Origin of the sequence: Aquimarina macrocephali JAMB N27, assembly GCF_000520995.1 — a bacterium.
Taxonomy (GTDB): Bacteria; Bacteroidota; Bacteroidia; order Flavobacteriales; family Flavobacteriaceae; genus Aquimarina; species Aquimarina macrocephali.
Genome location: NZ_JACA01000053.1, coordinates 1 through 19888 on the forward strand (window position 1 = coordinate 1; position 19888 = coordinate 19888).

A 19888-nucleotide genomic window follows, 5' to 3' on the forward strand; every position below is an offset into this window, starting at 1 on the left:
TTAAGATATTTATTCCCGTGAAGACGGGAATTTCCTAGCCAAGGTTAGCGAATCTGTTAAAAAGATTCCTTCCCTACGCAGGAATAAGCTTAAGGTGGTTATAGCATCGGGGCTCACCTCTTACCATTCCGAACAGAGAAGTTAAGCCCGTTAGCGCCAATGGTACTACAATCGTGGGAGAGTAGGTCGCCGCCTTCCTTGAAAACCCTTCATAATATTATGAAGGGTTTTTTTTATGCAATTTAAGAAGCTTTTGAAATTGTACTAGAAATATTTAATTCAATTTTTCGAAAAAACTCTTCGCTTTTGTAAGGCTTTCTCATGAAATCACTAAAACCAGAATCTGAATTAAGTATTGCTTTTATAGTATCTTGTGTATCTGAGGCCGTCAATGCTATAATAGGTACGTGAGAGTTAAATTCTCTAATTATTTTAGTAGATTCCATTCCACCCATGTTTGGCATATTTAAATCCATTAATATAAGGTCATACTTTTTTTCTTTCACCATTTCGATAGCTATAAGTCCATCATCAGCAATTTCAGAATAGTATCCCTTTGTTTTAAGAATGTTTTGTGTAACTATTTGATTTATTTTATTATCCTCAACAATTAGAATATTATAATCTTTAGTGTTTAATAATGAGATACAGTTTTTGGTGTTATTTGTTTTATTGTTTATCTCACTTACAGTATCAATTTCAAAAGAGATAGTGAAATAAAATGTAGAACCTTGTCCTGGAAAACTTTTTATTTTGATATCTCCTCCGTGTAAATTAACTAAGTTCTTAACTATATGTAATCCAAGACCAGTTCCTGTAGTATGATCTTTGGAATTGGCTTGAGAAAATTTATCAAAGATTATTTTTTGTTTCTCTAAAGGAATTCCTCTTCCATCATCTTTTATTTCAAAAGTGATTTCGACCATGCCATCAGTAATAATTGGGTTTATAAAATTCAACCAAATATTTCCTTTTTTGGTAAATTTGTTAGCATTACTGATAAGATTAATAAAAATCTGAGATAATCTCACGGAATCGCCAATAAGCAAATTTGGAATATTTGGATCAAAATTAAGATGCAAAGTATTGCCATTTTTATCAGCTTGATATTCGAATGAATTTTTAATATCATCTGCTAGATTTTTAATATCATAAGTGGATTTGTCAAGACGTATCTCATAAGACTCCATTTTAGAAACTTGAAGTACATCATTAATAAGATTTAATAGGTGATCTGCCGAAAATTTCATCAGTTTTATAAACTTATGATTTTCTTCATCTTTAATTCGTTCCATTAGAATTGATGATAGCCCTACAACTCCATATAACGGAGTTCTGAGTTCATGACTAACAGTAGATATGAATTTTGTTTTTACCGCCGCTAAGTGGTCAGATTTTTCTTTTGAAATTTTAAGTTGTTTATTTCGTAGAGCAAGAGATTTTCCAAGAATTTTTGTTTTTCTATGGTTGTAAATAAAGAAACAAAAGAGGATTAAACATAATAGAAGTAGAGAGACCGTAAAAATAGATATGGTCTTTGATTGTTGTGCTTTTTGAGTTTCTATAGTATTTTTTTCCTCACTTACAATTAATTGTTTTTTATATTGTTCGGCTTCTAATTTTTCTATATCAAGTGCTGTTTGGTGATGTTTAGTGTACTTTTTTAGAATTAAATAAGCCTTATCTTCTTTTCCGATTTTAACCAATAAATTTTCATATTTTTTGTAAATAGTCATCGCTTGTCTAAATAGTTGGTTTTTTTCAGCAATGGTAGCAGCTAATTCATAATACTTTATAGCAGTATTATACCTTTTATTATGATAATAATATTCACCATAACTGGTATATGTAGTGGCTAGTTTTGAAGGGTGTTGTTGTTGATTAATAAAATATTTCTTGCACTTTTCTAATAGATGATAAGCTTTATTGTAATTCTTTGTTTTTATATAAATATTCGCCAGGTTTAAAGCTAAAATATGTTGAGAGTTTTCATTTAGATCATCAGATTTTTCATAGATATGCTTTATTCTTCTAAGAGCTTTTTTGGGTTTATTAAACCCATTTATGTAAACCAGGGCAATGTTGTTATTTATATCTATGGCTAGTTCAGGGAAGCCTTCAAGTTCTTTTATGAATAATTCGGCAATTTTATAGTTTCTAAGTGCTTCTTTATAATCTTTAGTCGAAAAGTGAATTTTTCCAAGTAAATTGTATGAGTATCCTTTTAGATAATATTCTTGCTTAGGATTAAATTTTTCTGAAATATCAATTATTGTCTCAATAATCATGATGCCATTGGCTCTTCTTATTGTTGAATTTAAATGGTCTTCAGTGTGGATAATTGCATTTTCTAATTCCGAAAAAGACATTTCTTCATATTGTTGAGTATATGCAATAGAATAAAGCAAACTCATACATAATAAACATATGTAATGCTTCTTAATTTTGACAGTCTTCATTGTTCAACATAGATTAGGGGTGCTTAAATATATCAAAAAATTAACAAATAATCGGTTTAAATGCATAAAATCATGATTAAATAATAATATTCATTGATTTTTAAGATATAATTGTAGTCCTAAACTTACTTTTTATTAAAATAACCTGATTAAACTCTTGGAAAGGCTATAATTATAGTCTACCAGTCTGTATATCAGTTTTTAATTAAAAAGAGATAGGCTTTATATATAATGAATCAACTGATTTTAATCTTTTGGTAAGATATAGTGGTTATAAGGAAGGATTATGTATCAGATAAATTGATTGCCGAATATTTTTAGTCACTAATATATTTTTTATATCCCAAGAAGAATTCTTCAAGTTTATCCATGTTTTTTGATAAAAAAACCATAGTTTCTTCCCAGGTGCTTTTATTATGAATACTCACATTATCTATCTCTACATATATGCGAGATACAATTTTACCGTTATCAAGTTCATAGAATTGTTCATAGATAATGTCTTCTAAAAATTCAGTGGTAAGAATGTTTTTTAAACTAATGAGTTTGTCATAATAATATGCCTTGATTATCTCATCATAGGGTTCAATATCAATAGATACTTGAGCTTTTTTTGTTGTAAATGTAAATTTAAGAGTTACATCTTTAATTTTGGTATTATACAAAAGCCACTTACGAGGGTATCCTTTACCAAAGCTGGTCCAGAATTCCTGACGTATTTGTTTTGATTCTGATTTGCTAAACATTATATAAGATATGCTGTAATGGTAGCTATAAGAATAACCATAAGCTTTGTAATATTAAATTTATGGCCTTCATTGCTTTCAAAAAGAATTGTGGTCGATACATGTAGAAATATACCAATAACCAATGCAGTAATTTCTTTATAGTAATTCTGAACTGCAGTGAAATTTTCAGCAATAAAAGTTCCAAGAGGTGTCATTAGCGCAAATAACGTCAATGATATGATAATAACACTTTTTTTGATTTTGGTATTTAATAAAAAAGTAGTCAAAATCATTGCAATCGGAATTTTATGTATAATTATACCTAACAGAATCCCATCTGTATGATGTATCGGAAACCCTTCAAGTATAGCATGTAAACCTAAACTAATAAATAATAATTTTGGAATCTGATGAGTCTCTTCATTAAGGTGTATGTGTCCATGTTCTGCTCCTTTAGAGAAATATTCTAGAACTTTTTGAAGAAGAATACCAATCATAATCCAAACACCAGTACGTTTTGCAAAGAGGTTATCCTCAAATACCTCTGGTAATAAATCAAAAATGGTAATTGCAAGAAGGAAAGCACCACTAAAAGCTAAAAGTAGTTTTAAACTCTTTTGATTAGAAGTTTTAAAAATAAAAACTAATAAAGCTCCTATAAATACAGCAGTTATGGATAATATATAGTTGTACACTATTTAAAAATTAATATGAGTCTTGGCGAAGTAGTTTTATCAAATTTTTGAAGTTGGTAATTGCCAAAAATATCCAACAAGTTTACATTGGCATTTGCAAAATAATTTTCAAAATCACTTAGTGTAATGCTCTTAACACGTTCTGTAAATAAAAAATCCTCGTTATTATCCCTAAATCTAATTTCTTTAAAGATATATCCATCTTGAAAGTATCTCTTAATATTAAATGAGATGTTATTAACTACTTTTGTTTCTTCGGCGATGAGATTTTGAATGATATAATCAACATTCATAAAATCAATAACACCAAATCCTTTTTCATTTAAATCTGATTTAATTGCCTTAATCGTATTTAGATTATCTTCTTCTTTGTCAAAATAGCCAAAGCTGGTAAAAAGATTAAAAACAGCAGAGAATTTCTCAGAATATGGTTGGCACATATCGTGAACCTTAAATTTTAAGGTCTCATTTTCAAATTGTGAAGCATATTCAATACTGTTTTTAGAGAGATCTACACCAGTTACATCATAACCTAATGTATTTAAATAGATACTATGTCTACCTTTACCACAAGCTAAATCCAAAATTTTTTCACCAGTTTCTAAACTTAGATACTTAGTGATGTTATCCATAAAGTCTTTAGCCTCAGTGTGATTTCTATCTTTATATAAGATATGATAGTATGGTGTGTCAAACCATGATGCATACCACATTGTTGAATCTTTTAGCATAGGGCGCAAAATTAGTGTATTTTTACGGTTTAATTATAGAAGTCGTTTAAAGTTTTAAACCTTTACACTTAAAAATTTAAATACCTTCGTGTCGAAAATAAGAATAGTGAGTAATTCGTTTAAAATGGTAGCCAAAACCCTTTATGGTTTTGAAGAAGTTCTTGCAAATGAACTTAGAAAAATAGGTGCTCAAAAAGTAGAAATTGGAAACCGTATGGTTAGTTTTTACGGCGATACAGGTTTTATGTATAAGGCAAATTTGTGTTTAAGAACTGCAGTAAAAATTTTAAAACCAATTACTTCCCAAAAGGTAAGAAACGAAAAGGATATATATGATTTTATTCAAAGTATACGATGGCAAGAGTATTTAGGTTTAGAAGACACTTTTGCTATTTCTACTACAGTTAATTCTACCATTTTTAGTCATTCTAAGTTCATTGCATTAAAGACAAAAGATGCAATTGTAGATCAGTTTAGAGAAGAAACAGGTGAGAGACCAAATGTAGATACAGAACATCCTGATCTTTCGATTGATATTCATATCCAACGTGATCTATGTACAGTATCATTAGACAGTTCTGGTGGTTCATTGCATCATAGAGGATATCGCACAGCAACTAATATTGCTCCGATTAATGAAGTCTTGGCAGCTGGCTTGTTATTACTTTCTGGTTGGGATGGACAAAGCGATTTTCTAGATCCTATGTGTGGTAGTGGTACTATGGCTATCGAAGCAGCTATGATTGCTTGTAATATTCCTGCAAATATAAATCGTAAAGAGTTTGCTTTCGAAAAATGGTTGGATTGGGATTTAGACCTGTTTGAAAAAATAGAAGAAGCCTGTCTGAATAAAACAAGAGATTTCCATCATTCAATAATTGGAATAGATAAAGAATACTCTGCTGTTAGAAAGGCAAATGTTAATATAGAAAACGCTAATCTTACTGATTTTGTAAAAATAAAAGAAGGAGACTTCTTTGAATCTGAAAAAGAAGTCGAAGGACCACTTCATATTGTATTTAATCCTCCTTATGACGAACGATTAGAAATTAATATAGAAGAGTTTTATTCTCAAATAGGGGACACATTGAAACGAAATTACCCAGGTACCAACGCGTGGTTTATTACTGCAAATCTTGAAGCGTTAAAACATGTAGGACTTCGACCATCCCGAAAAATAAAAGTCTTTAACGGAAAATTAGAAGCCAGATTAGTTAAGTATGAAATGTATGCTGGAAGTAAAAAGGCAAAATATCAGAATTAAGCACTCTAATCTATGCACGCATCACAAATTCCTATCATTAGGAATTGAGTTTCTTGTATTTTAAAATCTTTAAGTTCTGGAACCTCTATTTTATGAGGTAGACAAGTTACTTTGTTACAAGATTTACATTGAAAATGGATATGATTATGCATTTCGTGTTTGATATCACAATCATTACAAAGTGCATAATAAGCTTTTCCATCCTCTCCTGTTACAAAATGTACTTTACCCTTTTCGGCAAACCGCTCTAAGATTCTATATACAGTAGTTTTATTGACTTTTATAGGCATTGCTTTTAAAATAGCCTCTACAGACATAGTATGCTTCGCATCTGTAAGTATATCAATAACAAAATCCTGTTTCTGTGTATTTCTTGTTTTTTTCATTCCCAAAATATAATTGAAAACTATATTTTTTGTATTATTGCAACACTGTTGCTTTAGCATAGTTTACTATTGAAAATTACAAAAAAAATCTGATTGCCACTGTACGAATTTTTAATTCAGATAAAAAAATAGTATTTAATATTAGAGTTAATAATAAAGTAGAGTTAAGAAGCTCTTGTTCTAAAAAATAAGGATAGGATTTATAACAATTGATCAATTTTATATTACTATGATACAAAAAACAATACGTATAAATTGGGATTTCATTGGGTTTTCTGCATCATTTTTGTGTATGCTTCATTGTATACTTTTACCAATATGTATAACTCTTTTTCCTTTGATGGGTATTGTTTTTCTGACTGATGATTTCTACGAATTTTTTTTAATAGGAGCCAGTTTGATGATTGCAATGTTTGCAATATATAATGGATATAGGAAATACCATGGTAAACCATTACCTGTTTTTTTGTACCTAGCAACATTAGCTTTTTTTAGTATTGGGTTTTTAATAGAAAACCATTTGGTAGAAAGGGTGTTACATTTTTTAGGAACGTTTTTTTTGATACTTGCACATTATTATAATTGGAAATTCACGAGAGATTATAAAAGTTGTAAGATTAAACAAATGCATCGATAGAATAGAATCATTATTACCTATGGTTTATTTATTCTCTTTTAAAACTTTGATATCTAAGTGATAAGGCTAAAAATAGGAAAATGTAAACCTGTAAAGTTTTATTTATACACTTTTATGTTTTTGTTAAGAGATTATTATTGAAATAACAATAATTTTCTATTTCTTTTTGAAGCTAACCATCAATTATACTCTCATGAAAACAAAATTCACACAATTCTTTTTCATAATATTTTTACTTGCATTTACTTTTTCAGTTTATGGGCAACGAGTTAAAGCAAAACAAGAAGCATCGACAGTACTCTCTGATTCAATATTCTCTGGATTAAAATTAAGAAACATAGGCCCGGCTTTTATGTCCGGTAGGATCGCTGATGTTGCTATTCACCCCAAAAACGAAAGTATTTGGTATGTAGCTGTTGCTTCGGGGGGAGTATGGAAAACTGTAAATTCAGGAACTACCTGGAAACCAATATTTGATGATCAAACATCATATTCTATTGGTTGTGTAACTATAGACCCCATTAATCATAATACTATATGGGTGGGTACCGGAGAGAATGTAGGAGGACGTCATATGGGATATGGTGATGGTATCTACCGTAGTAATGATGGAGGAGCTTCATGGACCAATATGGGATTAAAGACATCAGAACATATTTCTAAAATTATTATACACCCAGAAAATTCTAATGTACTTTGGGTGGCTGTTCAAGGTCCTCTATGGAAAAAAGGAGGAGATAGAGGGTTATATAAATCTAACGATGGGGGAAAAACATGGAAAAAAACCTTAGGAGACGATACTTGGGTTGGTGTTACCGATTTGGTAATAGATCCAAGAAATCCAGATCGACTCTATGCGGCTACATGGCAAAGGCATCGTACAGTTGCAGCTTATATGGGTGGAGGCCCGGGATCTGGTTTACATCGCAGTACAGATGGTGGGGAAACATGGGAAAAACTCAAAAATGGACTTCCCAAGTCCTGGATGGGCAAAATAGGGTTAACCATTTCACCACAACAGCCTGATATTTTATATGCGGCTATTGAACTGGATCGAAGAACTGGGGGAGTATATCGTTCTGCAGATCGTGGCACCACTTGGGAAAAACAATCTAATGCCGTTGCCGGTGCTACCGGACCGCACTATTATCAAGAATTATATGCATCTCCACATCATTTTGAAAGATTATACTTGGTAGATAATACGATGCAAATTTCTGAAGATGGTGGGAAGACGTTTAAAAGGATGAATGAAGAACATAAACATGGAGATAATCATGCTATAGCTTTTAAGAAAGAAGATCCTGATTACCTTTTGGTAGGAACAGATGGAGGACTATATGAAACTTTTGATCTTACTAAAAATTGGAGGTTTATAGAGAACCTTCCTGTAACACAATATTATAAAGTAGCTGTAGATGATTCTGAGCCTTTTTACAATATTTATGGCGGAACCCAGGATAATAGCACACAAGGTGGACCATCAAGAACTGATAACTTACATGGAATTCAAAATTCTGATTGGAAGATTGTACTAAATTGGGATGGCCATCAACCTGCTACAGAACCAGGAAACCCTAACATTATGTATGCAGAGCGACAAGAGGGGAATTTAACTCGTGTAGATTTAAGTACAGGAGAAGTGATTGATATCCAACCCCAGCCCGCAGCAGAAGAGAATTTTGAACGCTTTAATTGGGATGCTCCTATTTTGGTAAGTGCTCATGATCCTGCCCGTATCTATTTTGCTTCTCATCGTGTATGGAGATCTGATAATAGGGGAGATAAATGGACGACTATATCTGGTGACTTAACCAAAAACCAGGAAAGAATAGAATTGTCTATTATGGGCAAAAAACAATCATGGGATTCGCCCTGGGATTTCTTGGCCATGTCTAATTATAATACAATCACTTCGATAGCAGAATCTCCAAAACAAGAAGGTGTTCTTTATGCAGGAACTGATGATGGAATTATTCAAGCGACAGAAGATGGAGGAAAGAATTGGCGAAAAATTAATGTTGGTACACTCCCGGGAGTTCCGGCAACAGCTTTTGTTAATGATATTAAGGCAGATCTTTTTGATACAAACACAGTATATGTCGCTCTTGATAATCATAAATATGGAGATTTTAATCCCTATTTGGTAAAAAGTACAGATAATGGTAGAACTTGGAAATCTATTAAAGGAAATCTTCCGAAAAGAACATTGGTATGGAGAATTGTACAAGATCATATACAACCTAACCTTTTATTTGCTGCCACAGAATTTGGAATTTATTTCACAATAAATGGTGGCAGTCGTTGGGTAAAATTGAAAGGAGGTATACCTACAATTTCATTTCGAGATTTGGTAATTCAACGTAAAGAGAATGATTTAGTAGGAGCTTCTTTTGGGAGAGGCTTTTTTATATTTGATGATTTTTCTCTTTTGAGAAGTGTTTCTGAAGCTAAGCTGAAAGAAGAAGCTGTACTATTTCCAACACGAGATGCATGGTGGTATATTCCAAGACCTAGTTTAAGTTTTGATGATAAAAAAGGAAGTCAGGGAGCATCACATTATGTAGCTCCTAATCCTGATTTCGGAGCTGTATTAACATACTATTTAAAGGATGGATTAAAAACCAGCAAAGAAAACCGACAGGAAATAGAGAAAAAGAATAAAGGAAAAGATATTGTTTTTCCTGGTTGGGATAATGTAGAAGCAGAACGAACAGAAAGTAAACCTCGTATACTATTGGCAATAACAAATAGTGTGGGAAAGACTATTCGTAGAATTGAAGGACCTGTTAAATCAGGTTTTCATAGAGTGGCATGGGATTTACGATATCCAGCTACGGATGCAATTTCTTTAGAAAAACAAGAAAACTCATTTGGGCCGCCTAGAGGGTTTATGGTTGCACCAGGAAAATATACAGCCACACTATCCAAAGTTGTAAATGGAAAAGTGACTCAACTTTCAAATCCTGTTTCTTTTATGGTTAAGCGTATGTATAATGGTGCATTAAAAGGAGCTACACTTGAAAAAGTGACAACATTCTGGAGAAGTTATGAAAATACAATTGGTAGAGTTTCTACTCTAAATATGCAAGTGAACAAAGCAGGAAAACGTATTAAAGCCATGAAAGCAGCTTTGCAAAGAACAAATAGTGCTCCTGGAGATTTAGATAATCGCTTAAATACTTTAGAGGGAAGTATGGCAGATCTGAATAAGGAATTCTTTGGAAATAATTCTAAACAGCGAGTGGGCGAGAAGACAAAGCCTACCATTGAAAATAGAATGTTTTCTATTTATAAAGGCGTAGATAGATCTACCTATGGACCGACCAGTACACATTTGGAAACAATGAAAATAATTGATGATCAATTAAAAGTTATCACTTCTAAGTTTACTGTTTTGAACAATGAAATGAACTCATTTTCAAAAGCACTAAAGGAAGCAGGTGCTCCGTTTATTGAGGAGTAATTACTAGAAGTTTGTTATTAGGTTAATACCCAGCTGCCTGGCCATCTTTGCGAGATTCAGAAGCTCCATAGTAGACACCATCTTTTATCATAATGGCCTGGTAGCCACCATAAGGACCTAAAGCATACGATACGTTATGACCTTTAGAAAGCAGCCCTCTAATTGTCTCATAAGAAATTCCAGATTCAATATGTAATGTTCCTCCACTGGTCATTTCTTCTCCTGTGGGTTGAGACGATCCCATATGGTTTATTCTAGGAGCATCGCCAGCTTCTTGTAGATTCATTCCAAAATCAACCATATTAACAATAATCTGTACATGACCTTGGGGTTGCATACCTCCACCCATAAGTCCAAAACTCATAAAAGGTTTTCCGTCTTTAGTAACAAATGCAGGAATTATGGTATGAAAAGGTCTTTTTTTAGGCTCATAGGTATTAAAATGTCCTTCTTTCAACGAAAATAATTCACCTCTGTCTTGTAAAATAAAACCAAGTTCGGTTGGTGTCATTCCAGACCCCATACCTCTATAATTACTTTGTATTAAGGATACCATATTGCCTTCTTCATCTGCCACAGTGAGATATATGGTATCTCCATTATTAAGATTCCCGGCATCATATGTTTTTGCAGCTTTATTTTCATCAATAAGTTTTCGTCTTTTTGTGGCGTAGTCTTTAGAAACAAGCTGTTTTACAGGAATAGTATTAAAATCTGGATCTGCATAAAATTTTGCCCGGTCTTCATAGGCTAGTTTTTTAGCTTCAGTCAGTACATGTAGATATTCTGTTGTGCCAAATCCCATAGATTTTAAATCATATTCTTCGAGAATGTTTAGCATTTGCAGGGCAGCTATCCCTTGTCCGTTAGGAGGTAATTCCCATACATCGTATCCTCGATAGTTTGTAGATACAGGTTCTACCCATTCTGAAGTATGATTTTTTAGATCATCATAGCTAAGAAACCCACCATTTTCTTTCACATACTTTGCAATAATTCTAGCAATATCTCCTTTGTAGAAAGTATCTCTACCCTCATTTGCAATTTTTTCTAGTGTATTCGCTAAAAAAAGATTTTTAAAAACCTCTCCTTTTTTTGGAGCAGAACCCTTAGGCATATATGTTGTTTCAAAACCTGGATATTTTGATAAAAACTTAGCACTTAATTGCATATAATATGCAACCAATTCGGTTACAGGAAAACCTTCGCGAGCATAATTAATAGTTGGTTGTAAAATCTTTTTCATATCTAATTTACCAAACTTACCGTGTAGTTGATACCACCCATCTACACAGCCGGGAACAGAAACAGGAAGAGGACCATGAGATGGTATTTTAGTATGGTTGTTTTTCTTGAAATATTCTAAAGTTAACTTTTCGGGAGATCGCCCACTAGCATTTAATCCATATAATTTTTTTGTTTTAGCATCCCACACAATAGCAAACAAATCACCGCCTATACCATTTCCTGTTGGTTCCATTAATCCAAGCATTGCATTGGCCGCAATTGCTGCATCAATTGCATTACCTCCTTGTTTTAAAATATCAAGAGCAGTTTGTGTAGCCAGTGGATGACTGGTAGCTGCCATTCCGTGGGTGGCAATTACTTCAGATCGTGTGGCAAAATTTTTACCGGTAATTCGATCTTGGGAGAAAACAATACTTATAGGTACCAAAAATAGAATGCAAAGAGTATTAAATGATTTCATGTGAATGATTATGAGATGATAAAATATCCAAACAAGATAAGCAATACCCCATAATAATTGATAAGATACCTAGCAAAATGATTAATTGCAAGTTTATTATGAAGTGAGGCTATTGTGAAATATAGCCAAATGAATAACTAAAGTGAGAAGGAAGAACGGTTATTACTACTACTTTCTTTTCTTAAAAAACGGAATCAAATAACTTATAGAATATCCATAGCCTACACCGATACTACTGTAATCATTAGTACGACCAAATCCAGGAATATATAAATTATCGAATCTATCAGGTTTTTTTTCACTAACAAGACTTCTAAGAGATACATTAGCTCCCAGATATAGATTACTTATAAGTTCTACTTTAATACCAAGAACTAATTCTATCCAGCTGGCATTTAAGCCATCAGATTTGATGCTTCCGGTTATTTGATTTGGTCCAAAATAATCTGTGCTTGTAAAAATAGAATAATCATTCAGTGTTTGATCAAAAGTAGAAAACCCATACCGTAGCCCTACGTAGATGCTGTTTTGCATTCCGTACCAATTGTCATATATGTTATAATCTATACCTACTCTTGCATAGCTTCCAGAGCCTTTTGTGTTAATGTTTTCTTCATCTCTTATTAAGGATTCATTACCTATTTCGGCGGCGAGATAGAATTTTTTATAAAATCTATAATCCCCAACAATTTCGAATCCAGAATAGTTGTCATCAACTGCTGTTCGGATTAATCGACCGAGGTCAACTCCTGCTCTAAAACCATACTTTTCTGAGGGAGGAAGAGTGTCTTTTACACTAACCTTTGGTTCTTCTTGCCCATAGAAATAGCCGGTGATCAAGATGCTAATGAAAAATAAATACGTGTGCAGTTGTTTCATCGGTTACGTTCTCTCTTTGTATTGTTATATTTTTGATCCAACTCCCATCATCTCCAGCTTCTACGGGAGATACCGTTAGACCTTTGTAATTGATCTTAAATCCACAAGCACTACTTACATATTCTTCTTCTGTTGTGTATTGAAAACTTACAGTATCTTTATTAGGAAGGGGATCAGTATCACTATTATTAGTAATGTCAGAATTTATAGTAAATTCATAATCAGTAATAGATACATTATTTCTTAGCGGTATTAGAATAGAATCTGTTACTGTACCTAAAGTAAATGGAGTTTCTATACCAACTGCTTTTACCTGTAGCTCTAATGGAGCTTTTACTTGTGTACTTGTGTCAAAGTCAATAAATTTTATAACCAGAAAAGGTGTAGTAGGAGTACCTTCTGCACATATATCGTCTCGTTCACAACTTAAGTTTGAATATAAAACCAAGACTCCAATTAATATAAATAACGAATATTTGTATACTCTCATATAATATTTTTTTCTATCTCAACCACATTTTGATAAACATGGTTTTTCGCAACTATCCACAATATTACGAGAATAAAAATACGATTAGATGAATGCAAAAATATTGAAACAAAATAAGTTTCAAATTGCTATTTGCGTGACCAAAAATAAAAAAGATAAACCAATTCGTACTGGTTATTTCTCAAAAATAAAGGACTGGAATAAAGAGGGTGTGTTGCTACTTAAGCCATATTTGGATTTTAGTAATGGTTTTGATGATTATTATTTTGTTTTAAAAACCGGGAACCTTTGACAGCTCCCGGCCACCGCAATAGAAAATGTAGAAGATTGCTACATCAAGTTGCCATAATCTAAAGGGTGTAATTATTCCATAAAAACTAAATTCTGGGCTTTTGCCTTGCAGTTGTGGTTAAAAGTCACTGTACAACAGTAATAGTTTCTTCTATTTTCGCCTTTTTGGTTTATCCAATCCACATAATTGATAACGGTAAATGTAGAATCATTAACGATCCTAACATCTTTATCACTTTCTCCAAAAGAAATAATAGTTGATGATCGTAATCTTTTGTTGATTATAGAGTGTGATGCTGTTAATGCCTCGGATTTGTGAAAAAGAAATGTGTTTTTGTTGGTTTTTTTAGAATTTGTAATTTGACTGGTGTCGTTAAGATGTTGGGTGTAAAAAATAGCCCCGATTACTATTGTAATACACATAATTGGTATTACGAAGAGTTTTATTATAAACTCTCCTTTTTTAAAGTCTAATATCATGATTGTAAGCCTTGGTGGTAGTGAGATGGTTTGTGTGTGAAATATTATGGTAAGTTAACGTTAGCATTTTTTGCATCCCGTTCTTCTTGTTCTTTTATTTTTGTCCATCTAGCATAATTTTCTTTATCTCCACTTTGAAGAAAAGCTTCTGCAACGAATCCAGCATGTAATGATGCCTCTATTCCTGGGCCATTTCGCTTAACAATATTGTATTGTTTTATGGCTTCTTGCGCAACTTGATTTTTGGTTTCGTTAATTTGATGTTGACCAGTATCACTGGAACCGGTAGTAAATAAAAAATAAATTAAAATAAGAAGAATGAAGATCAGGGGTATTTTTACTACATTTCTCATAACTGTTAGTTTTGATAAACTTAGGTTTGACTATAAAATTTATTGTAGTAGCAATCTTCGGGTACAAATGTAGGAAATAACTCATGATATTAAATATGGTTTTTGAGTTAACTTTTTATGGTTTAACCGTAATTATTTTGATTTTACAAAACAAGATAAATCCTTGATATGTAGTGTTTAATGACTTTTTTGTTAAAAGGATTGGTTATGTGCTAATAAAGCATTTGAAGTTGATGAATTTATTGCGAATTGAATGCTTGAATATGTAATGAATAAAAAAATCGATGAAATACATAATAGTGTTATGTTTCATCGATTTTATTTATTATTGAATCAAATTTCTGGTTATCTGCAGATATACAAGTTTAATGCAGACTCATGTTTTGTCAGAAATTGATCATGAATCTATCTTTTTTCAAGTAATACAACGTTCTCTACGTGATATGTTTGCGGGAACATATCAACGGGTTGAACTTTACTTACTTTATACATCTCATCTAATAATGAAAGATCACGTGCTTGTGTTGCACTATTACAACTTACATACACTATTTTTTGAGGAGAAATGTTTAATAATTGCCCAACAACATCTTTATGCATTCCATCTCTTGGTGGATCTGTAATTACCACTTCGGGTTGACCATGTAGGGAAATAAAATCTTTGGTGAATACCTTTTTCATGTCACCAACGTAGAATTCTACATTATCAATATTATTACGTTTTGCATTTTCTTTTGCATCTTCTATAGCTTCGGGAACTGCCTCTACGCCGATTACTTTCTTTGCTTTTTTTGCAACAAACTGTGCTATAGTACCGGTTCCTGTATATAGATCATATACTAATTCTTCTCCTGTAAGATTGGCAAAATCTCGAGTTACTTTATATAATTCGTATGCTTGTTTAGAATTTGTTTGATAGAAAGACTTGGCATTAATTCTAAACCGCAATCCTTCCATTTCTTCTTCGATGTAATCTTTTCCTTTGTAACAAATAACCTCTTGATCATAAATTGTATCATTACCTTTAGGGTTAATTGTATACTGCAGAGAAGTGATTTCTGGAAATTCTGAAACCATATAATCTAATAATAGCGTTCTTTTTTCTACATCTTCATGAAAAAATTGAAACAAAACCATAATTTCTCCTGTAGATGCAATTCTAATCATCAATGTACGCAAAAAACCATGCTGATTCCTTGCGTTATAAAAAGAAAGGTTGTTTTCTGTGGCAAAAGCTTTTACTTTATTTCGAATATCATTACTTGGATCTTCCTGTAGATGACATTTGTTGATGTCCAGAATTTTATCCCACATTCCTGGAATATGGAAGCCCAATGCGTTTCTATTTTGAATTTCAGAATCACTTCTAATCTCATCTAGAGTTAGCCATCTGCTATCACTAAAAGAAAATTCCATTTTATTTCTATAGAAAAATTGATCTTCTGAGCCAAGTATCGAACTTACCTCTGGTAGCTCAATTTTACCTAATCGAGTTAGGTTATTTACAATTTCTTGTTGTTTATAAGCTAGTTGATGCTCATAACCCATAAACTGCCATTTACAACCTCCACAAGTTCCAAAATGCTCACAAGTGGGCTCAACACGTTTGTCTGATAGTTTGTGAAAAGTAGTAGCAGAACCTTCATAAAAGGCTTTACGTTTTTTGGTAGTTTGGATATCTGCTACATCTCCAGGAACTGCATTGTTAACAAAAATTACTTTCCCATCGGGGGCTTTAGCAATACTTTTTCCCTTTGCACCTGCATCAATAACTTCGATATTCTCAAAGATTTGTCTTCTGTTTTTCCTTGCCATAGCGCAAAAATAACAATAGAAAGCATATACTTATTAAATTTTCAATATATCTTAGAAAAAGAAATAAAAAAATGAACCTATTTATTATTTCTACGTCTATACTATAAAGGCCAATATGACAAACACCAATAAAACAATTGACTCTTTGTTGGTATTACAATGCCAATCAGGAAGTAAGAAAGCAGTAACTCTTCTTGTTAAAAGATGGCATACAAAACTATGTAAACAGGCGTATTGGTACACTCGAGATATGGAAATTTCAAAAGATATTGCTCAAGATAGCTGGAGTACTATTTTTTTAAAAATCAATAGTCTAAAAGATTCTAATAGTTTTGGGAGTTGGGCGTTAACTATTGTGACCAGAAATGCAATTAATTGGTTACGGAAACATAAAAAGGAAGTAGAACATTTACAAGCATATAAGGATTGTAATACAAATCGTATTGAGGATGATGTTCAAAATAACCAAAATACAATGGTGTTATTAAAGAGCTCTATTAAAAAATTACCTTATAATCAACAATTAGTACTTAACCTTTTTTACATAGAGGAGTATAGCATTAAACAAATAAGTGATATTATAAACGTTTCGACTGGTACTGTTAAATCACGTTTGTTTACAGCTAGAGAAAAACTGAAATTAATTTTAAAAAATAGAAATTATGGAAAATAAAATGAAAGATATCGATCAATTGATTAAAGAAACATTGAGCCAGGAAGAAGCAAAATTTTATGATGATCTAGATGAACAAAATCTTTTCGAAATGTTAGGAGGGCTTTTTAACACTAAACACAGATGGATTATTGTATTGATGAATATAGCAACTGTAATAGCTTTTGGTTTTTTTATCTATTGTATTATTCAATTTTTGAATACTGATAATACTAACGAACTTATAAAATGGTTTGCAGGAGGAGCGATCTGTATAATGATTATAGGAATGACCAAATTATTTGCCTGGATGCAAATGGATAAAAATGCAGTATTAAGAGAAATTAAAAGGCTAGAACTACAAGTATCTTCTATAGCTGGAAAAATATCACAATAAGATTTTAGAAAGAAGCTTATATTTAGTAATTTGCAACCAACTTCAGTAGGATGATTTCTCTCCCGAACTTTATGTCAAAGTAGGAATTGTAAAGTTTTATTTTTAATACGTGAATAATGGCAATCTTAGAGAAAAAGTCATCACAGCATTTAATTGAATTAGAAGACAAGTACGGAGCTCATAACTATCATCCACTACCGGTTGTTTTAAACAAAGGAGAAGGTGTATATGTTTGGGATGTAGAAGGAAAAAAGTATTATGATTTTTTAAGTGCATATTCTGCAGTGAATCAAGGACATTGTCATCCTAAAATAGTAGGAGCAATGGTTAATCAAGCACAAACATTAACGCTAACCTCACGAGCCTTTTATAATGATAAATTAGGTGAATATGAGAAGTTTGCGACTGAGTTTTTTGGTTTTGATAAAATATTACCAATGAATACCGGTGCTGAAGCTGTAGAAACAGCATTGAAACTTTGTAGAAAATGGGCATATGAGAAGAAAGGTATACCAGAAAATGAAGCACAGATTATTGTGTGTGAAAATAATTTTCATGGAAGAACAACAACAATCATATCATTTTCGAATGATGAAGTAGCCAGAAAAAACTTTGGGCCATATACTGCAGGATTTATAAAAATTGAATATGATAACTTATCTGCTTTAGAACAAGCTTTAGAAAGTAATGCTAATGTTGCAGGATTTTTGGTAGAGCCTATACAAGGAGAAGCTGGTGTGTATGTTCCTTCTGAAGGATTTTTGGCCAAAGCCAAAGCACTTTGCGAAAAACATAATGTACTATTTCTTGCAGATGAAGTTCAAACAGGGATCGCGCGTACAGGAAAATTATTAGCGGTAGACCATGAAAATGTTAAACCAGATATTTTGATTCTAGGAAAAGCATTAAGTGGAGGAGCATATCCTGTATCAGGAGTTTTGGCTAATGACACAATAATGAGTGTTATAAGACCAGGAAATCACGGTAGTACTTTTGGAGGTAACCCAGTAGCAGCAGCGGTAGCTATAGCTGCTTTAGAAGTGGTAAGAGATGAAAAATTAGCTGAAAATGCAGAAGAGTTAGGTCAGTTATTTAGATCAGAATTAAGTAAATATATTGAGGAGTCTAAAATAGCGAATTTAGTTCGTGGTAAAGGACTGTTAAATGCGATTGTAATCAACGATTCTGAGGATAGTGATACTGCCTGGAATATCTGTGTAGCACTTAAGGAAAATGGTCTTTTGGCTAAACCAACCCATGGTAATATTATTCGTTTTGCACCACCTCTGGTAATGGATAAAGAACAATTACTGGATTGTGTAAATATTATTATCAAGACCTTAAAAGAGTTTGAAAAATAGTGAAATACTATTCAAAATCTATATGAATAAAAAAAGGAGGCTATCATGCCTCCTTTTTTTATTTTATGTGAAAAAATTATTGATTTAGTATTTCAGACCAAGGCATTAGAGCGCCCATAAATATAATATACCCAATAATGATTAATAGGTACAAAGAACTTAATATAGTACCAATTATAGCACAAATTCTACCTGCATTTAGATTTTCATAACCTATGTATAATTCGGGGTTTGCTAGATATTGTTCTTTAGCTTTCTTAGCTAATACTAATGCAATGATACCAAATACCAATCCAAGAAATCCATAACAAAAACAGGTTACTATTGATGCGATTCCGAATATTAATACCAATGTAGCATTTGGTAATTGTTGTTTGTTTTCCATATAATGTATTAGAATTTTATAATATAATTTGTAATGATAAGTATACTATTTAAGATATAAAAATATTGAAGGGTTTTAGCTCCTTTTTTAAATTTTAGAAAAAGATGGGCAATTAAATATCCAAACATTAATAGTAATGGTATAAGTGCAGGATACATTAGAAATGACTCTATTAAATTACCATTAATAAGTAATAAAAAACTTCGTTGAAAACCACAGCCCAGACAATCAATACCAATTAGTTTTTTAGTTGGGCATTGTAATAGATTAGATTCAATATAATTAATAAACTGTTCCAAATTATAGTAGCAATAAATTTACCCTAAATAAAAGCTGTTCGAAATATAATTCCGAACAGCTTTTAAAAATTAAATTATTTACAGATTATCCTCCGTACTGTTCCATCATTCCTCTTTGCATCTCTAGGATACCATCATATCCTACTGTTGCAAATATGAAGATAACATAGACTAAATAGATAATACTTAATATTAGACCTACAATTGCTAGTATCTTACCTGTTTTAACATTTTGATATCCAGTATATAATTCTGGGTTTTCATTGTATAATGCAGTAGCTTTTTTTGCAAGTACTATAGCTACAATAGCCAGAATGATTCCTAGTACACCATAACAACAGCATCCTAAGATTGATAGAATACCAAAAACCAAGATTAGGGTAGAATTAGGTAATGTTTGTTTTTCCATAAT

21 protein-coding genes and 1 rRNA gene are annotated in these 19888 nt (G+C 32.0%); 8 read left to right on the forward strand and 14 right to left on the reverse strand.

Going from position 1 to position 19888, the window contains the following annotated elements; all coding sequences use genetic code 11:
- The first annotated feature begins 90 nt into the window (after positions 1-90).
- Positions 91-198: ribosomal RNA gene (rrf, locus tag Z054_RS0124075) — 5S ribosomal RNA — on the forward strand.
- A 44-nt stretch (positions 199-242) separates the two neighbouring features.
- Here the strand turns inward: rrf and Z054_RS0124080 are convergent.
- The 4 genes from Z054_RS0124080 to Z054_RS0124095 all read right to left on the reverse strand — a co-directional run bounded on the left by Z054_RS0124080 (position 243) and on the right by Z054_RS0124095 (position 4613).
- A complete protein-coding gene (locus tag Z054_RS0124080) occupies positions 243-2414 on the reverse strand; it encodes an ATP-binding protein (RefSeq protein WP_024772576.1) in 2172 nt (723 codons plus the stop codon).
- Positions 2415-2776: 362 nt separating this feature from the next.
- A complete protein-coding gene (locus Z054_RS0124085) occupies positions 2777-3205 on the reverse strand; it encodes a DUF4268 domain-containing protein (RefSeq protein ID WP_024772577.1) in 429 nt (142 codons plus the stop codon).
- Positions 3205-3882: a ZIP family metal transporter gene (locus Z054_RS0124090; RefSeq protein ID WP_024772578.1), complete on the reverse strand. Its 678-nt coding sequence runs from the start codon at positions 3880-3882 to the stop codon at positions 3205-3207. The genes Z054_RS0124085 and Z054_RS0124090 overlap by 1 nt, the downstream gene beginning before the upstream one ends.
- A complete protein-coding gene (locus tag Z054_RS0124095) occupies positions 3882-4613 on the reverse strand; it encodes a class I SAM-dependent methyltransferase (RefSeq protein ID WP_024772579.1) in 732 nt (243 codons plus the stop codon). Before Z054_RS0124095 ends, Z054_RS0124090 begins: the two co-directional genes overlap by 1 nt.
- 106 nt (positions 4614-4719) lie before the next feature.
- On the opposite strand from Z054_RS0124095, the gene Z054_RS0124100 reads away from it, so the two are divergent.
- Positions 4720-5877 carry a THUMP domain-containing class I SAM-dependent RNA methyltransferase gene (locus tag Z054_RS0124100; protein WP_024772580.1) on the forward strand — a complete coding sequence of 386 codons (1158 nt, stop codon included), beginning with the start codon at positions 4720-4722 and terminating at the stop codon, positions 5875-5877.
- Positions 5878-5882: 5 nt separating this feature from the next.
- On the opposite strand, the gene Z054_RS29160 is transcribed toward Z054_RS0124100, so the two are convergent.
- On the reverse strand, positions 5883-6263 hold the full coding sequence (locus tag Z054_RS29160) for a Fur family transcriptional regulator (protein WP_161635333.1): 381 nt from the start codon (positions 6261-6263) through the stop codon (positions 5883-5885).
- A 229-nt stretch (positions 6264-6492) separates the two neighbouring features.
- Between Z054_RS29160 and Z054_RS32760 the strand changes: the two genes are divergently transcribed.
- Together Z054_RS32760 and Z054_RS0124115 are read left to right on the forward strand one after the other, a co-directional pair.
- Positions 6493-6900, forward strand: a complete 408-nt coding sequence (locus Z054_RS32760; protein WP_084050572.1) for a MerC domain-containing protein — start codon at positions 6493-6495, stop codon at positions 6898-6900.
- 193 nt (positions 6901-7093) lie between these two features.
- A complete protein-coding gene (locus Z054_RS0124115; RefSeq protein ID WP_024772583.1) occupies positions 7094-10366 on the forward strand; it encodes a VPS10 domain-containing protein in 3273 nt (1090 codons plus the stop codon).
- Positions 10367-10388: 22 nt separating this feature from the next.
- On the opposite strand, the gene ggt is transcribed toward Z054_RS0124115, so the two are convergent.
- From ggt to Z054_RS0124130, 3 genes are all read right to left on the reverse strand, one after another.
- On the reverse strand, positions 10389-12074 hold the full coding sequence (gene ggt / locus Z054_RS0124120) for a gamma-glutamyltransferase (RefSeq protein WP_051473888.1): 1686 nt from the start codon (positions 12072-12074) through the stop codon (positions 10389-10391).
- Between the two features lie 168 nt (positions 12075-12242).
- Complete coding sequence (locus tag Z054_RS0124125) at positions 12243-12953, reverse strand: DUF6048 family protein (protein WP_024772585.1); 711 nt, start codon at positions 12951-12953, stop codon at positions 12243-12245.
- The gene (locus Z054_RS0124130) at positions 12919-13443 is read right to left on the reverse strand and encodes a DUF6452 family protein (RefSeq protein ID WP_024772586.1); all 525 of its coding nucleotides are present in this window, start codon (positions 13441-13443) and stop codon (positions 12919-12921) included. The genes Z054_RS0124125 and Z054_RS0124130 overlap by 35 nt, the downstream gene beginning before the upstream one ends.
- Before the next feature lie 88 nt (positions 13444-13531).
- Here Z054_RS0124130 and Z054_RS0124135 point away from each other — a divergent pair, with 88 nt between their 5' ends.
- On the forward strand, positions 13532-13735 hold the full coding sequence (locus Z054_RS0124135; RefSeq protein WP_024772587.1) for a hypothetical protein: 204 nt from the start codon (positions 13532-13534) through the stop codon (positions 13733-13735).
- 71 nt (positions 13736-13806) lie between these two features.
- Here Z054_RS0124135 and Z054_RS0124140 read toward each other — a convergent pair whose 3' ends face one another.
- From Z054_RS0124140 to rlmD, 3 genes are all read right to left on the reverse strand, one after another.
- Entirely contained in the window at positions 13807-14214 is a 408-nt protein-coding gene (locus tag Z054_RS0124140; RefSeq protein ID WP_152538668.1) for a hypothetical protein, read from the reverse strand.
- Positions 14215-14258: 44 nt separating this feature from the next.
- Positions 14259-14567, reverse strand: coding sequence for a hypothetical protein (locus tag Z054_RS0124145; RefSeq protein WP_024772589.1), 309 nt, complete (start codon positions 14565-14567; stop codon positions 14259-14261).
- Between the two features lie 405 nt (positions 14568-14972).
- Positions 14973-16382: a 23S rRNA (uracil(1939)-C(5))-methyltransferase RlmD gene (gene rlmD / locus Z054_RS0124150; protein WP_024772590.1), complete on the reverse strand. Its 1410-nt coding sequence runs from the start codon at positions 16380-16382 to the stop codon at positions 14973-14975.
- 115 nt (positions 16383-16497) lie between these two features.
- Here rlmD and Z054_RS0124155 point away from each other — a divergent pair, with 115 nt between their 5' ends.
- From Z054_RS0124155 to rocD, 3 genes are all read left to right on the forward strand, one after another.
- The gene (locus tag Z054_RS0124155) at positions 16498-17055 is read left to right on the forward strand and encodes an RNA polymerase sigma factor (protein WP_024772591.1); all 558 of its coding nucleotides are present in this window, start codon (positions 16498-16500) and stop codon (positions 17053-17055) included.
- Positions 17045-17431 (forward strand): DUF6768 family protein, encoded by a 387-nt coding sequence (locus Z054_RS0124160; RefSeq protein WP_024772592.1) that lies wholly within the window; start codon positions 17045-17047, stop codon positions 17429-17431. The genes Z054_RS0124155 and Z054_RS0124160 overlap by 11 nt, the downstream gene beginning before the upstream one ends.
- 116 nt (positions 17432-17547) lie before the next feature.
- Positions 17548-18792 carry an ornithine--oxo-acid transaminase gene (rocD, locus tag Z054_RS0124165; protein WP_024772593.1) on the forward strand — a complete coding sequence of 415 codons (1245 nt, stop codon included), beginning with the start codon at positions 17548-17550 and terminating at the stop codon, positions 18790-18792.
- Between the two features lie 76 nt (positions 18793-18868).
- On the opposite strand, the gene Z054_RS0124170 is transcribed toward rocD, so the two are convergent.
- The 3 genes from Z054_RS0124170 to Z054_RS0124180 form a co-directional block, all read right to left on the reverse strand.
- Entirely contained in the window at positions 18869-19177 is a 309-nt protein-coding gene (locus Z054_RS0124170; RefSeq protein WP_024772594.1) for a CCC motif membrane protein, read from the reverse strand.
- An 8-nt stretch (positions 19178-19185) separates the two neighbouring features.
- On the reverse strand, positions 19186-19476 hold the full coding sequence (locus Z054_RS32765; protein ID WP_051473890.1) for a DUF2752 domain-containing protein: 291 nt from the start codon (positions 19474-19476) through the stop codon (positions 19186-19188).
- Between the two features lie 85 nt (positions 19477-19561).
- A complete protein-coding gene (locus Z054_RS0124180; protein WP_024772596.1) occupies positions 19562-19885 on the reverse strand; it encodes a CCC motif membrane protein in 324 nt (107 codons plus the stop codon).
- Between the last annotated feature and the right edge of the window lie 3 nt (positions 19886-19888).